Genomic DNA, 14,569 nt, shown 5'->3' on the forward strand with positions numbered 1-14,569 from the left:
GCCCGTCCGGATTTGAACTGGGTGACGAGCCCGGGTTCACGGTGAAGGAGAACGCCATGACGACCACGACGTTGTGGGAGGGATCGGCCTCGCAGATTCACGACGGCCCCGGCGGATACAACGGAGTCGAAGCGACCCCCGAGTGGGCCGCTGAGATCAAACGTCTGGCTCGCGAACGCGGCGCGACGATTCTTGCGCACAACTACCAGCTGCCTGCGATTCAGGACGTCGCCGATCATGTCGGTGACTCCCTGGCGCTGTCACGAATCGCTGCCGAGGCGCCCGAGGACACGATTGTCTTCTGCGGTGTGCACTTCATGGCCGAGACCGCGAAGATCCTGTCGCCGTCCAAGACCGTGCTGATCCCGGACGAGCGAGCCGGCTGCTCTCTGGCCGACTCGATCAATGCCGAGCAGCTTCGTGAGTGGAAGGCCGACAACCCGAACGCGCTGGTGGTGTCGTACGTGAACACAACCGCAGAGGTGAAGGGTCTCACCGACATCTGCTGCACCTCGTCCAATGCCGTCGACGTGGTCAACTCGATCGATCCCGACCGCGAGGTTCTGTTCCTGCCGGACCAGTTCCTGGGAGCTCACGTCAAGCGCGTGACGGGCCGTACCAACATGCAGATCTGGGCTGGTGAGTGCCACGTGCACGCCGGCATCAACGGTGACGAGCTGACGGCCAAGTCCAAGTCGCACCCGGACGCCGAGCTGTTCGTGCACCCTGAATGTGGTTGCGCTACTTCGGCTCTGTACCTAGCCGGTGAAGGCGCGGTCCCCGCGGACAAGGTCAAGATTCTCTCCACCGGCGGAATGCTCGACGCGGCCCGCGTCACCAAGAGCAAGCAGGTTCTGGTCGCGACCGAGATCGGGATGCTGCACCAGTTGCGCAAGGCAGCGCCCGACGTCGATTTCCAGGCCGTCAACGACCGCGCGTCGTGCCCGTACATGAAGATGATCACGCCTGCCGCGTTGCTTCGCTGCCTTCTCGAGGGCAAGGACGAGGTCCACGTCGATCTCGAGATGGCCAAGCGTGCACAGAAGTCGGTGCAGCGCATGATCGAGATCGGTAATCCGGGCGGCGGCGAGTGACCAGCCCTGCCGGGCGTTTCGCCTGGGAGGCTCATGCCGACCTGGTCGTCGTGGGAGGCGGTGTCGCGGGCCTCACCGCTGCGCGCACCGCTTCCCTGCGGGGACTGAAAGTACTCACGGTCAGCAAGGGCGGTCCGACGGACACCGCGACTCAGTACGCGCAGGGCGGCATCGCGGTCGTCGACGATCTGAATACGGATTCCGTCGAGTCGCACGTTTCGGATACGTGTGAGGCCGGCGTCGGTTTGTGCGACGAGGAAGCCGTCTATTCCATCGTCGAAGCTGGTCACGACGCTGTTGCTGCGCTGGCCGCGTTGGGAGCGGTCTTCGATCGCGGGCGAGACGGCGAGGTGTCGCGCACCCGCGAGGGTGGGCACAGCACGCGTCGGATCATCCATGCCGGCGGCGACGCCACTGGCGCGGAAGTGCAGCGGGCTCTCAATGCTGCCGGGCTCCCCGTTCTGTTCGGTGCAGCGGCAGTCCAGGTGGTGACCAACCGGCGTGGGGTGTGCGGACTCATCGTCTCCTCGCCGGAAGGCCTCGGAGTGATCCATGCGCCCGCGGTGCTGCTCGCTACCGGCGGACTCGGTCAGCTGTATGCCTGCAGCACAAATCCGCCCGGAGCGACTGCCGACGGAATCGCGTTGGCACTCGAAGCCGGTGCGGCGATTGCGGACCTGGAGTTCGTTCAGTTCCATCCGACGGTGCTCTTCACTCCGGGCGGGGTAGGCCGCCGACCCCTGATCAGTGAGGCGGTCCGCGGCGAGGGCGCGATTCTTGTCGACACCAACGGTGATTCGGTCACCGCAGGTGTTCATCCGCTGGGTGATCTCGCCCCGCGTGACGTGGTCTCGAGGGCAATCGCAGCACGCCTACGCGATCTCGGCACTGATCACGTCTATCTCGACGCTCGCAAGCTCGACGGTTTCGATTCGAGATTCCCGACCATCACGGCGTCCTGCCTCGAAGCGGGCATCGATCCACGCACCCAATTAATTCCGGTCGCCCCGGCCGCGCACTATTCGTGCGGCGGAGTCGCCACCGACGTCCATGGACGAACGGGAGTGCCTGGTCTCTACGCAGCAGGCGAAGTGGCTCGCACGGGATTGCACGGCGCGAATCGTCTTGCGTCCAACAGCCTTCTCGAGGGTTTGGTAGTCGGGGAGCGTGCAGGAATCGCAGCTGCCGAGCGTCGCGAGGTTCATGCCGAAGTGGTCAACGTGGTGCGCAAGCCGATGCCGATCCTGCCGCGAGAGACCGTGCAGTCCGTCATGACGGCACACGCGTCGGTGGTTCGCGACGGAGGCGGTCTCCAGATTGCGCGAGCCGCGCTTGCCGACGCCGAACAGACAGTGGCGGTGGCTGCTCCGGACCTCGAAGACGCGGCGCTCACGTTGACCGCGACTGCATTGGTCGACGTGGCCGTGGCGCGAACCGAGAGCCGTGGCTGCCATACCCGCACCGACTATCCTGAAACAGATCCGAATCAGCGTCGCAGCACTCGGATCAAGATGGGTGCCGATGGAGCGCTCGAAATACCCGACATGTTGTTGACAGGAGTTCATTGATGACCGAGCAGAAGATCCTGCCCGCGCCGCTCGACCGTGACGAGCTGCTCACATTGGTCAGGCTCGCTCTGGACGAGGATCTGCGCTATGGACCCGACATCACTTCTACCGCAACGGTTCCCGCCGATGCGGTCGCGAAGGCGTCGGTCGTCTCACGCTCCTCGGGTACTGTCGCCGGCATCGACGTCGGACTGCTTGTTCTCGACGAGGTGATCGGCGCGGGTAACTACGAGGTCGTTGATCGGGTGGCCGACGGAACTCGGGTTGCGTCAGGTCAATCGGTGCTCACCGTTGTCGCGCCCACCCGCGGACTTCTCACGGCAGAGCGCACGATGCTCAACCTCGTCTGCCATCTCTCGGGAATCGCCACGGCGACATCACAGTGGGTCGACGCCATTGCCGGCACTCATGCCAAAGTGCGGGACAGCCGAAAGACGCTGCCCGGACTGCGTTCTCTGCAGAAATATGCAGTCCACGTGGGCGGAGGCGTCAACCACCGTATGGGATTGGGCGACGCGGCGTTGATCAAGGACAACCATGTTGCTGCTGCCGGTTCGGTGGTCGCAGCACTTCGTGCGGTCCGTGAGCTCGCCCCGGACATCGAGTGCGAAGTTGAGGTCGACAACCTCACTCAGCTCGATCAGGTGCTGGCGGAGAACGTGGAACTTGTTCTGCTGGACAACTTCCCGCTGTGGCAGACGCAGATCGCGGTCCAGCGCCGAGACGCTGTTGCTCCAGAAACCAAACTCGAGTCATCCGGTGGTCTCACCATCGACGTTGCCGCAGAGTACGCCCGAACCGGCGTCGACTACCTCGCTGTCGGTGCCTTGACGCACTCGGTGACGGTCCTCGACCTCGGGCTCGACATGTAGATGCCGCTATTGCTCGGCGTCCAGCAGTTGTGGGACGGCCGAGCGAAGCGCGTTTGTCACGGTTGCGACCGCCGGGTGAGCGTCGGAGCCCGCTCGGTGTGCAATCTTCGTCCTTCGTCGAATGGGCATCGGCGTCAGGCGCACACCTAGCGGCGGATGGATTGCTCCGAGTTCAGGAACCAGCGAAACACCCTGTCCCGCAGCGACGAGGGCGAGAACGGTGGCGAACTCGTCGATGTGGTGTCGCACTTTCGGGGTGAATCCAGCTGCCCGGCATGCGCGAATAGTCATTGCATGACAAGCAGTTCCGGGAATTGCGGTAATCCAGGGACGTTCTACGCAGTCGGTCAGCGATGCGACAGCGTCGTGGGGATCTGACTCGATGTCACTCGATGCGAGGTACACGGCTTCGCTGCAGAGCGGCAATGTCGTCAGGCCCGGTTCGGTGGGGCGAGGGACGAAGTCGTAGTCGTGAATCAACGCCAAGTCCAGAGTCCCAGCTCGTAGGTCGTCGGCGACGTCCGCCGGGTCGATCTCCGAAACCATCGGTTCCAACCCGGGATGCTCGCGAGACAGGGCGATCAATGCCGCCGGGAGGATCGCCCGTGCCGCGGTCGGGAACGTTCCGATGCGCAGCGGCCCCGCCAGTCCACGACGTGCGTCGACCAATTCACCTGACGCCTGCTCCAGGCGTTGCAGGATGGCTTCGGCATGACGTGCGAGGTTCTCACCGGCGGGTGTGAGTCGGACGCGACGGCCTGTTCGTTCCAGCAGCGGCACGCCGGCTTCACGTTCGAGGACGGCCAACTGCTGCGACACCGCGGAGGGACTGAACGACAGCGCCTCGGCAACGGCAACGATGGTTCCGCGCAGCGCTAGTTCGCGCAAGAGCTTCAGTCGGCGAACATCGAGCATCAGCTCAGCTTACGCTCGACGATGGAAATGTGAACTAGACCTACAAGGTTTGTTCGGTGAGGCTGAGTTCTATGACTACGACTCGAGTTGACCTGGCCGGAATCCATGTTCCACTGATCACGCCCTTCGAGAGCGACGGTCGTATTGCAACCGATGCACTCGAACAGCTTGCGCACCAGGTCCTCTCCGAGGGTGCGGTCGGACTCGTTGCGCTGGGGACTACAGCGGAAGCCGCAACACTCACCGAACAGGAGAGAGTGACCGTTCTGGATATCTGTGCGAATGTGTGCCGTGCGAGAGGTGCGACGTTGATCGTCGGCGCGGGCAGTAACGACACGGCGGGCAGTGCGCAGGCGCTCGGGAGGCTGGCTCGGTGGCCTGAGGTCTCGGCGGCGTTGGTGCCGGTTCCCTCCTTCACGAGGCCGTCGAAAGCCGGTGTGGTGGCGCATTTCGCGCATCTGCAGTCGTCGAGCCCAGTGCCGCTGATCGTCTATCACGTGCCGTACCGGACTGCGTGCGATCTGGACAGCGGCACTTTGCAGGAGGTGGGTACTTTGCCCGGGGTTGTTGGTGTGAAGTATGCCGCGGGCGGTATCGACGCAGCTGCCGTCGAACTCTTCGCGGATCTTCCAGGCGACTTCGCCGTACTGGCGGGGGATGATCTATTTCTCGCGCCTCTTCTGGCCTTGGGTGCGGCCGGTGGCATCTTGGCGTCCGCTCATGTGTGGACCGCTGAGTTCGTCCGCTTGGTAAAAGCTTGGGACAGTAGCGATGTGGACGGCGCCCGTGACCTCGGGCGGAGTTTGTCGAAGCTGTCCGGAGCTCTGTTTTCCGAACCGAACCCGACTGTGATCAAGGGCGTATTGCATGCGTTGGGACAGATTCCGACTCCCCATGTGCGACTGCCGTTGCTACCTGCGGGTGACGAATCGGTAGCGCGGGCGCTCGAGGTCTACCACTCTTGACTCGAACGCATGTTCGAGTATTGTGTGGGGAGGGGATCGGGGGATTCAATGAGCGTCTTGTTGTCGGACGTGGTGTCTGGTTCTGCGGTGGGGTTACGCGGACGTCTGTGGCAGTTGACTGCTGCCGAGTTGCGCGCTGCTGCTGTCGAAGCGAGTGCGGAGATTCTGCGCCTGGAAGCCGTTCGAGTGGCGGTGGTGGACGAGTTGTCGACGCGCCCGGATGATCAGGTGATTGCCAGCCGCGGGGTGGGTGCGTGGTTGGCGGCGAATACGATGCTGCAGGTTCGGGACGGGAAGAAGATCGCCGCGTTGGGTGCGGCTTTGCGGCCGTTTCCGGCGGTGGCGGCTCGGTTCGATTGCGGGGACTGTTCGTTCGAGCATGCGGTGTTGATCGTGGCGTTCTGCGAGTCACCACCGAAGGGGATGCCGGAGGAGGCATTACCGAAGTGCATCGATTTGTTGTTGGCTGCTGCGTCGGGTGTGGAGGCGACGACGACGAAGGTGCGGAACGTGATCGCGACGTTGGAGCGGTTGTTCGAATCGGATGAGATTCCACCCGCCGAGGATGTCGACCGGAACGAGTTGCGGATCGCGTCGACGCTCAATGGTCGAGTGGTGGTGCGCGGTGATTTCGACGCCCTGACCGGGGAAATGCTGTTGTCGGCGTTGTCGAGTCTGACGATGCCGACCCCGGCACCGGACGGGACTCCCGATTCTCGGTCGGCGGCGAAACGCACGGCGGACGGGTTCACCGAACTGATCCGCCGGTATCTGGACTGCGCGAAGACCGGTACGGATGGTGGTCAGCGTCCGCATGTGAACGTGCACATCAATGCTCGGGATCTGGCGGAGCATCGGGATTGTGCCGCACAGTCTTCGGATTCGGGTGATGACGACTATCTGGACCTGGCCGATCTTGATGTCGGGCACATGCCCTGGCTCGGACCACTGTCCGTGTCGCAGACCAGACTCCTCGGCTGTGATTGTTTCCTCTCCACCGTCCTGCTCGACGATCACGGCGCGCCGTTGGATGCGCAACCAGGAAAACGATTGGTCACCGCCGAACAGCGAGTGGCGTTGATCGCCCGGGACAAAGGCTGCGCGTTCCCGGGCTGCACATGTGTACCGGCCTGGACGGATGCGCACCATATCCGGCACTGGGCCAACGGCGGCCCGACGGTGATGAACAACCTGGTCCTGCTGTGCCGTTCGCACCACCGACTGATGCACCGCAAATCCGGGTTCGTCGGGAAATGGAAAATCCGCATCGGCGCCGACAACAAACCCTGGTTCATCCCACCACCCTCGATCGACCCCGGCCAGCAACCGCGGCCGGCGAACACCACCTTCAAAACCTGACTGAGTGGTGACACCCGTTCAGGCGCACAACTTCACGCCGATAGGCTTCAACTCGGAGATACACCCGGGTTGGGGCCTGGAGGCCGTGTTGTTGTGAACGGCTGCAGATATGGGGGAGGTCATATGGTTGTCGACGTTGTGCAAGCGGTCGAGACCGATGGGCCGGAGATTCTGGCGCTGCGGCACGCGGCAGAAGACTGGTTGGCAGAACGCGGAATCATCCAGTGGCGCCCGCGTGAAGTGTCTGTCGAGCAGGTCGGGGAGCAGATTTCGAGAGGGGAGTTCTTTGTTGCGCGAGACCGGGAACAGTCGAGGAGTGTCGGTGCCCTGCGGTTGATCTGGTCAGACCCCGTGGTCTGGCCCAATTCGAACGATCCTGCCGGCTACGTGCACGGATTGGTTATCGATCGAGAATTCTCGGGCACCTCGTTGGGCGAACGCTTACTCGTCTGGGCCCATCGACGGTCCGCGGACGAGAACGCGCAGTACCTGCGGCTCGATTGTGTAGAAACCAACGTGCGGTTGCGCCGCTATTACCGAGACGCGGGTTTCGCCGAGGTAGGGCGTCGTGACTTCGGAGACGATGCCGACAACGGTTGGTTCAGCGTCGTGCTGTTCGAGCGCTCCCTGACCTGATCCATTCACAGCAACTTTCCAGGCGGCTCCCAGTGCCGCCAGGGTTGGAGACGCGATCGTTGGCAGGACAGTAACTCGTGAAGGGACTTCCTGATGACCGCCGTTCTGCATCCGGCCCCGCGTCAGCGGCCGGCACCAACTGCCCATCGCGCGGAGCCCTCGCCGTCGTGGTTCCGCACGCGCAGTACAGGATTGGCGCTGACGATCCTGTTGGCAGCAACGGCAGTCCTGTATTTGTGGAATCTGACCGCGAGTGGCTACGCCAACACCTTCTACGCTGCAGCGGCGCAGGCCGGCTCCCAGAATTGGAAAGCGTGGTTCTTCGGTTCCCTCGATACCTCGAATTTCATCACTGTCGACAAGCCGCCCGCTTCATTGTGGGTCATGGGTGTGTCCGGACGAATCTTCGGATTCTCGAGTGCCAGTCTTCTAGTTCCGCAGGCATTGATGGGCGTCGGATCAGTAGCGCTCGTATACGCGGCCGTCAAACGAGTGGCGTCGCCCGCTGCGGGTTTGGTGGCGGGAGCTGTTTTGGCAGCTACGCCCGCTGCCGCCCTGATGTTCAAGTTCGACAATCCTGATGCACTGTTGGTTCTGCTCATGACTCTTGCGGGCTACTTCGTGATTCGGGCTATGGGCACGGCGATCGGTCGTCGAGCCGCGATGTGGGTGGCGCTCGCAGGAGTAGCGCTGGGGTTTGCCTTTCTCACCAAGATGCTGCAAGGGCTGATGGTGTTGCCTGCATTCGGTGCCGCGTATTTGATCGCCGGACAGGTGCGCTTGCGGACTCGCCTGGTCCACCTGGTGATCGGTGCTGCGTCCGTTGTCATATCGGCTGGGTGGTGGGTGTTGGCAGTGTGGCTGTGGCCCGCTGATTCTCGCCCGTACATCGGCGGATCGACCAACAACAGCGTCATGGACTTGGTACTGGGATACAACGGATTGGGTCGACTTTTCGGGAGCACCGGTGGCGGTGGCGGAATGGCCGGTGGCAGTGCAGGTTCGAGCTTCGGGGGAAGTGCCGGACTCGAACGGCTGTTCGGCAGCGAGATGGGTATCCAGATTTCCTGGCTTATTCCTGCGGCTTTGATTGCGTTGGTGTTCGGCTTACTCGCCTGTGGGCGCGAACCGCGCACAGATCTTGTCCGTGCGTCGTTGATCCTTTGGGGTGGCTGGTTTCTCGTTACCGGCCTGATCTTCAGCTACATGTCCGGCACGATCCACCCCTATTACACAGTTGCGCTGGCGCCCGCCGTCGCGGGGATGATCGGGACCGGTGGATACGCTCTGTGGTTGGTCCGTGCCCGTTGGATCGGACGTTGCGGCTTGGCTGCGACGATGCTGGCCGCAGGAATCTGGAGTTGGGTGTTGTTGCACCGCAATGCCGACTGGCTGCCGATGCTGAAGTGGATTCTGTTGGCGGGCACTGTCGTCGGCGCGATCCTGGTTCTCGTGGGAGCCAAGGATCGATTCCGAAGGCTTGCTGTTGCTGGATTGATCATCGGCTCGTTGGCAGGGATAGCAGGTTCGGCGTCTTACGCGATTGCCACTGCCGCAGCCGCGCACGGCGGATCCATTCCGACAGCCGGACCAACCGGCGCCGTGTCCGATTCCGGAATGGGCGGGGGAGGAGGTATGGGTGGGGGCCCAGAGCTGCAAAACGGTGACGCTCCGCCGAATTCTTCTGACGCGACTGTAAATCCGGCGTCGAACGGGCAAGAACTGAGTAGCGGCAGCGAAAGTGCTTCCGAGTTGACGGCAATGCTGGTCAATGCGGGCACCACGTGGTCGGCCGCGACCAACGGCTCGCAAAGCGCAGCGACCTACGAGTTGGCCAGCAATACCGCGGTGATGGCGATCGGCGGTTGGAGTTCCGATCCCGCACCGACATTGGATCAATTCATCCAGTACGTGGCAGACGGAAAAATTCACTACTACATTGCGGGTAGCCAGGGCGGAAGCCAGAGAGAGGGCCAAAGCGGGGACAGCACGTCGAGTGCCATCCAGGAATGGGTCGAAGCCAATTTCGCATCGACGACCGTGGGAAATTCCACGGTTTACGACCTCACTGGGTATGTCGGATAGTGACGTAGTTGTTGCCGTAGGCAATGATCGAGAAATGTCTGGGCGCACCGCACACGAGTCGAACCGTCGCCGCGAGCAATGGACCTGGCGCGACGGGTTGGTGATCGTCTCGATCGTCGCCTTGGGAACTGTTGTCGCGGCGGTGACGAACGAGGACACGGGCGCGTCGATTCCCGGATGCGATTCGGTGGCATCGCCGGGTCCGCCGGTGCGATTCAACTACGGTTTTGCCGGTGAGCCCGGTTATGGCGACCCGGACTATCCGTGGTTCTCGGGTCCGAAGGCCACCGCCATGAGCGATGCACTACTCGAATCGCTGCCTTCCGATGTGGAGGTTGTATTTGCGAGTCCGTCGCAATCGCTCGAGTTTGCGCCGATCCAGAATTACCGGGGGGCTTCGTTTCCTGACGGGGTCGACCCGATCGAGTTCAGCGGTTCTACGTCGGCGAAGGGAACCTTGACTCGCGTCGGGCGGACTGCGGATATCTCGGTTCAGGTGCGTGCATGGGATCAGCCGGTGCCGCCGTGCTTGGAGGGTCTGGTGGATCGGCGGGAGCATCTCGAAAACGGAACAGTGCTCGACATCGCCGATTTCGAGGACAGAGCCGATTTCGAAGACAAAGACGGTTCGGAAGTCGGGGGCGAGCGCGGAGTCGTCGCGTATCTCGGTGATGGATCCCGGGTTGTTGCCAGCGTCGACACGTCGACCGGAACTTCGTCGGATGCTTCCCCGCTCTTGACGATGGACGAACTGATCGCGTTAGCGACCGCGCCGGGGCTTGCGGTGACTGCGCCGGTTCCAGACTCGACGCCGCCGCCGAAGGCATCCTGCTACACCGATTCTGTGAATGCCGGTCCACCTGCGTCGCGCATGGATATCGACCGACTGAATCAGTTGCTCGATGCACGTTGGAAGGATCTCGGCGCGGCAGGCGTCACTTTGGAGCGCCCGCTCGGTTCGTTGGTTCCGGATGATTACGGACAGGGAGGAGTGTGCGAGCGGATCGTCGCCTCAACAGCGGACGGCAGCAGCGATGTCGAAATATCAGTTGGTACCGCTGTGCCGGAACCGGGTGAGACACTGACGTTGCCAGGCTCCACCACCGTGACTCGCCTGGTCGATCCCGATGGCTCGGGCGATGACACGGTCCGGGTTGTTCACCCCTCCGGCGAAACAGTAGTGGTGACCCAGTTCGTGACATCGGCGGGCTCCACATCGGCGTCGCCTTTGACAATCGAACAGCTCGAGTTCATCGCAACCACTCCAGGGCTGGTGATTTCGGCTCGGTGACGGTGGTGCTGGCACAATAGTGGCGAATTGTTCGTACCCAGAGACGTCGGAGGCTCAACGAATGGGCGATGCCAGCCCTGCTCGCGGTGACGACTTCTCCACGTGGTTTATCGATCAGTTCTCCGTGTACTGGCAGTCCGGCGGTGGAGCCCGCATCGAAGGACGTATTGCGGGCTATCTGTTGATCAGCGAGTCGCCAGGGGTCAGCGCCGAAGAGTTGGCGCAGGCACTCGGAGCAAGTCGCGGATCGGTGTCCACCTACATTCGTCGGTTGATCGACCGGGGGTTCGTCAAGCTCACGCGCAAGCCTCGGGATCGGACTCACTACTACGTCATGGATTCCGACGTGTGGGGCGGATTCCTCGAAACAGAGCACGTGTATCTCGAGAATCAACGCAAGCTTGCGACCGAGGCCCTGCAGTACGCAAATCCCAACGGTCCCGCGTACATTCGTGTGCTCAACATGCGCGATTACATGGGGTGGATCATCGACAATCGCATGCTGAGCAGTGAGTGGATGCGATTCAAAGCTGAACGCGACGGCAAGAAACCCGCGTCCGAATAGGACGCGGGTTTCTCGATCGCACGATGCTGATCTACATCACTTGTTCAGCTTCGCGATTGCCTCGTCGATCATCGGCACGTAGCGCTCGAGCGACCAGGGCACGGTCAGAGGGTTGATCATCGAGGAACCGGTGACGAAGGGCTGTTCGGTCGGAGCGATGACAGTTCCCCGAGCCACAGCGGGGATTGCCTGGTAAGCGGGCTGCGCTTCGATCTCGGCCCGATTGGCCGGGTCCGAGTAGAAGGTGAAGAGCAGGTCGGACTTGTCGAGGAGGTTTGCGTTCTCGAGGCCGATGACGGCCGAGTCTGTTCCTTCAGATTCCGTCAAGGTGTAGACGACGGGATCCACCTGCAGGCCAAGTGCGCGGACCATGGCCACACGCTGCTCTTCGGCGAAAAAGACGCCGAGGGTTCCTGGGCCCGTGTTGTAGATGAAGGAGAAGCTGACGTCGGCGTAGTTCGGATGTGCTGCAGTCGATTCCGCGAACTGCGACTTGATCTTGTCGATTTCGGCTGTCGCCTTCTCGGATTCGCCCATGGCTTTGCCGATGACGCTGATCTGGTCTTCCCACGTGATGGTCCAGGGGCTCTCGGCGTAGGCGACGGTCGGCGCGAACGCGTTGAGTGAGTCGAACTGCTGCTGAGTGATGCCGGACCAGGGGGCGAGGATCAGGTCGGGTTCGAGAGCGATGATCGCCTCGATGTTGAGATCGGTTCCGCCGGTGAACTGCTCTGGCAGTTCGCCACCTTGCTTCGTGACCGCTTCGTGCACCCACGGCAGATACCCGGTGTCGTCGCTGCCCCATGCGTACTTTTCGACGCCGACCGGGATCGTGCCGAGCGCGATTACGGTCTCCGCCGACCCCATGCCGAGAGTCACGATTCGCTCGGGCTTTTCGGTGATGACGGCGTTTCCGAGCGCACTTTCGATGGTGACGGTTTCGAAGTCGCTGCTGCTCGATTCGGTTGCGGTGTCGTTGTTACTGCATCCGCCGATTACCAGGGCAGCAATGACCAATCCACTCAGCGCCACAGTTCGGCGAAGTGAGCGCACACGGGCGTATCGCATGGGGAACCTTCCGTTGTCGATGCGCCGAGGAGTGAGACTCCGACGGATCGCAGCCGACGGCCGGTTCCAGGCGCGTCAGGAAGCATAGGCTAGCCTTCACCAAAGTTTCAAATCTGCTGAAAGTTCACGAGCCCGACAAACGGCGACATGCCAGGGGCCTCGTCGACGTTTGCCGGTCAAGCTCAGCAGGTAGGCACGTCGACGGTAATCTTCGGGTCGTCGACCAGCGGCTGGACCGGTACGCGAGCTTCGCCCTCGGCTGTGGGCTCGGTCAGATCGAACTTCAGCTCAACCGTCTGGCCTCGCGGAATGACGGCCCTGGTCATGTAGGCCGGGTGACCCTGTTCGGTTCCGTTGACGGCAAACGAAATCTGTCCACCCACGGAGACGGCATCGAGTTTGGCGCCGGCTGTCGCAAGCAGAGTGACTGCAGCCACATTGGTGCCATTGGGCAGTCGTCCGGGGTTGTCGACGATCCCGCTGACATATTCGGTCAGGTCGGCGTCGGGCGCGTTGTTGGTCAGTCGAACGGTGACCGTTGTCTTTCGGGTGTCGCCGGTGCACGTCTGGGCTGTGTAGTCGATTTCTCGTGTGAGGTAGTAGTCGAGCTTGTTGCCGGCTTGGTTGTTGATCACCACACCGGCATACGGAGCCGCATCATCGGGAATGGTGTGCCCGAGGACGGTGTCGGCAAGAACCGATTGTTCGTCGGGGTGAGAGCTCCACACTGCGATTCTGCCCTCGCTGACACCTCTGCCCAGAGCCTCCAGTAATGCGCTCGACGACTTGATGTTCCCGGTCATCTTCGCCACGACACGGGCCGCGATTGTCTGCAGATACTGCTTTCGTGCCTTGTTGTCGGAGGGAAAGCGTGCGTACGCGGTCGACTCGGTCAACTCAACGACGTTGTCGGCGGTGACCGACTCTCCGTCCGGCATCTCTACTGGTCCCACCGCCGCGAGGAGGTAACTCAGTGCTATCGGATCGGTCGCTATCGCGCCGTCGACCAGCTCACCCCCGGACTCCTGTGACCACAGGGACTGCCAGATCTGCGCTGCGTACGGAAAGTGCGAGCTGAGGTTGCTGTTGCGAAAATCGGTGGTCGGTCGACTGTTTCCGTACAGCTGGTTGAAGTCAGGACCAAGGTCTATCGGTTGATTGTCCAGTGTTAGTTCGGAGTTGGGGGAGAGTGTGTCCACCCGACCGGCGCCGTTGTCGACTCGGACGATGCCGTATCCACCCAACAGGCCGCCGGTTCCTCGCGCTTCCGCATTGGTCTGGAAACCGATGAAGTAGTTGCGCGGTCCGTCGGTGCCGAGCATCGCCGGTGCGATGCGCGCCGCGGAGGCGGTGTTCGTCAGGAGGGTAGCCAGTTCGCTTGTCTGCGACTGTAATTCTGCTCTGGCATCGTTAACTCGGCCCAGGTACTTCGATTCGGGAACTTCCTGTGCCTGCGACGACAGCAATTCCGCGGCGATAGCTGTTTCGGCCAGTTTCGGTTCCGCTTCGCGTAACGGTGCGAGTGCCAAGCGCCCACCGGGCTGCACCAATTCCGTTGGTGCGAGTGAAGTTCCGGTAGTCACGGCAGGGCCGAGAACGTCACGCGTAAGCCCCTGAACGACCTCGGTCATCTGGCGCGTCGACTCGAACGGCGACCCGATGACGGGAATTGCGGCGGTGATGTTCCAGGGGAGTGAATGGGTGTTGTCGTATGCGGCCGATGCTTCGCGATCGGCTTCCGCCGCGGCAGACTCTGCGACTCCCGTATCTCCGGCCAGGAGAGCGCTCTTCGCCGACTGTGCGTGGTCGCGAGCCGCCTCCAGGTTGTCTTTCGCCTCGTATGCCGTGTACCCGAGCCATGCCACGAAACCGCCCACTACCAGCGTCGTTGCGGTGATCGCGACTGCCGTTCTACGGCTTCGGAGAAAAGCGGCCGCCCCCTTGGTTTCGCGCTCCGGGCCCCTCGGTGGGATGGTGTTGGAGCCGATCGGTTCAGCCCCGGAATCGTCGTCGGACTTTGGTCCCACCGTGTCGTTGTTCATCCGCTGAAGCTCCTGACGTTTGAGTGCGTGAAAGCTGCGTCGACATGTCTAGCAGTGTTGGCCCAGTGGTGAAAACTTAGACGAGACAGTAGGGTTCGGTTCGGCCGTT

At 62.2% G+C, this 14,569-nt stretch carries 12 protein-coding genes; 9 read left to right on the top strand and 3 right to left on the bottom strand.

Going from position 1 to position 14,569, the window contains the following annotated elements; genetic code table 11:
• Nucleotides 1–56 precede the first annotated feature (56 nt).
• The 3 genes from nadA to nadC are packed head-to-tail and all read left to right on the top strand — an operon-like array spanning nt 57 to nt 3,534.
• A complete protein-coding gene (gene nadA, locus QRN54_RS18810) occupies nt 57–1,094 on the top strand; it encodes a quinolinate synthase NadA (protein WP_003941702.1) in 1,038 nt (345 codons plus the stop codon).
• Complete coding sequence (locus QRN54_RS18815; RefSeq protein ID WP_003941771.1) at nt 1,091–2,662, top strand: L-aspartate oxidase; 1,572 nt, start codon at nt 1,091–1,093, stop codon at nt 2,660–2,662. Before nadA ends, QRN54_RS18815 begins: the two co-directional genes overlap by 4 nt.
• The gene (gene nadC / locus QRN54_RS18820; RefSeq protein WP_285182787.1) at nt 2,662–3,534 is read left to right on the top strand and encodes a carboxylating nicotinate-nucleotide diphosphorylase; all 873 of its coding nucleotides are present in this window, start codon (nt 2,662–2,664) and stop codon (nt 3,532–3,534) included. Before QRN54_RS18815 ends, nadC begins: the two co-directional genes overlap by 1 nt.
• Before the next feature lie 6 nt (nt 3,535–3,540).
• On the opposite strand, the gene QRN54_RS18825 is transcribed toward nadC, so the two are convergent.
• The gene (locus QRN54_RS18825) at nt 3,541–4,449 is read right to left on the bottom strand and encodes a LysR substrate-binding domain-containing protein (RefSeq protein WP_058226964.1); all 909 of its coding nucleotides are present in this window, start codon (nt 4,447–4,449) and stop codon (nt 3,541–3,543) included.
• Between the two features lie 71 nt (nt 4,450–4,520).
• On the opposite strand from QRN54_RS18825, the gene QRN54_RS18830 reads away from it, so the two are divergent.
• The 6 genes from QRN54_RS18830 (at nt 4,521) to QRN54_RS18855 (ending at nt 11,350) form a co-directional block, all read left to right on the top strand.
• Nucleotides 4,521–5,414 (top strand): dihydrodipicolinate synthase family protein, encoded by an 894-nt coding sequence (locus QRN54_RS18830; protein WP_285182788.1) that lies wholly within the window; start codon nt 4,521–4,523, stop codon nt 5,412–5,414.
• 48 nt (nt 5,415–5,462) lie between these two features.
• Nucleotides 5,463–6,773, top strand: coding sequence for an HNH endonuclease signature motif containing protein (locus QRN54_RS18835; protein WP_285182789.1), 1,311 nt, complete (start codon nt 5,463–5,465; stop codon nt 6,771–6,773).
• Nucleotides 6,774–6,896: 123 nt separating this feature from the next.
• Entirely contained in the window at nt 6,897–7,409 is a 513-nt protein-coding gene (locus QRN54_RS18840) for a GNAT family N-acetyltransferase (RefSeq protein WP_285182790.1), read from the top strand.
• Between the two features lie 93 nt (nt 7,410–7,502).
• On the top strand, nt 7,503–9,494 hold the full coding sequence (locus tag QRN54_RS18845; protein WP_285182791.1) for a glycosyltransferase family 39 protein: 1,992 nt from the start codon (nt 7,503–7,505) through the stop codon (nt 9,492–9,494).
• 34 nt (nt 9,495–9,528) lie between these two features.
• Complete coding sequence (locus QRN54_RS18850; RefSeq protein WP_285182792.1) at nt 9,529–10,785, top strand: hypothetical protein; 1,257 nt, start codon at nt 9,529–9,531, stop codon at nt 10,783–10,785.
• A 61-nt stretch (nt 10,786–10,846) separates the two neighbouring features.
• The gene (locus QRN54_RS18855) at nt 10,847–11,350 is read left to right on the top strand and encodes a GbsR/MarR family transcriptional regulator (protein ID WP_003942377.1); all 504 of its coding nucleotides are present in this window, start codon (nt 10,847–10,849) and stop codon (nt 11,348–11,350) included.
• Nucleotides 11,351–11,386: 36 nt separating this feature from the next.
• Here the strand turns inward: QRN54_RS18855 and QRN54_RS18860 are convergent, their stop codons facing one another.
• Nucleotides 11,387–12,418 carry an iron-siderophore ABC transporter substrate-binding protein gene (locus tag QRN54_RS18860; protein ID WP_042449574.1) on the bottom strand — a complete coding sequence of 344 codons (1,032 nt, stop codon included), beginning with the start codon at nt 12,416–12,418 and terminating at the stop codon, nt 11,387–11,389.
• Nucleotides 12,419–12,600: 182 nt separating this feature from the next.
• A complete protein-coding gene (locus QRN54_RS18865) occupies nt 12,601–14,460 on the bottom strand; it encodes a DUF4012 domain-containing protein (RefSeq protein WP_285182793.1) in 1,860 nt (619 codons plus the stop codon).
• Nucleotides 14,461–14,569 lie beyond the last annotated feature (109 nt).

Origin of the sequence: Rhodococcus sp. MEB032 (assembly GCF_030208925.1) — a bacterium.
In the GTDB taxonomy this organism is placed as follows: Bacteria; Actinomycetota; Actinomycetes; order Mycobacteriales; family Mycobacteriaceae; genus Rhodococcus_F; species Rhodococcus_F qingshengii.

Excerpts from the sequence above, each read along its gene's own strand:
- nadA (WP_003941702.1), top strand. The coding sequence starts at position 57 with ATGACGACCACGACGTTGTGGGAGGGATCGGCCTCGCAGATTCACGAC.
- nadC (WP_285182787.1), top strand. The coding sequence starts at position 2,662 with ATGACCGAGCAGAAGATCCTGCCCGCGCCGCTCGACCGTGACGAGCTG.
- QRN54_RS18825 (WP_058226964.1), bottom strand. The coding sequence starts at position 4,449 with ATGCTCGATGTTCGCCGACTGAAGCTCTTGCGCGAACTAGCGCTGCGC.
- QRN54_RS18830 (WP_285182788.1), top strand. The coding sequence starts at position 4,521 with ATGACTACGACTCGAGTTGACCTGGCCGGAATCCATGTTCCACTGATC.
- QRN54_RS18835 (WP_285182789.1), top strand. The coding sequence starts at position 5,463 with ATGAGCGTCTTGTTGTCGGACGTGGTGTCTGGTTCTGCGGTGGGGTTA.
- QRN54_RS18840 (WP_285182790.1), top strand. The coding sequence starts at position 6,897 with ATGGTTGTCGACGTTGTGCAAGCGGTCGAGACCGATGGGCCGGAGATT.
- QRN54_RS18845 (WP_285182791.1), top strand. The coding sequence starts at position 7,503 with ATGACCGCCGTTCTGCATCCGGCCCCGCGTCAGCGGCCGGCACCAACT.
- QRN54_RS18850 (WP_285182792.1), top strand. The coding sequence starts at position 9,529 with ATGTCTGGGCGCACCGCACACGAGTCGAACCGTCGCCGCGAGCAATGG.
- QRN54_RS18855 (WP_003942377.1), top strand. The coding sequence starts at position 10,847 with ATGGGCGATGCCAGCCCTGCTCGCGGTGACGACTTCTCCACGTGGTTT.
- QRN54_RS18860 (WP_042449574.1), bottom strand. The coding sequence starts at position 12,418 with ATGCGATACGCCCGTGTGCGCTCACTTCGCCGAACTGTGGCGCTGAGT.
- QRN54_RS18865 (WP_285182793.1), bottom strand. The coding sequence starts at position 14,460 with ATGAACAACGACACGGTGGGACCAAAGTCCGACGACGATTCCGGGGCT.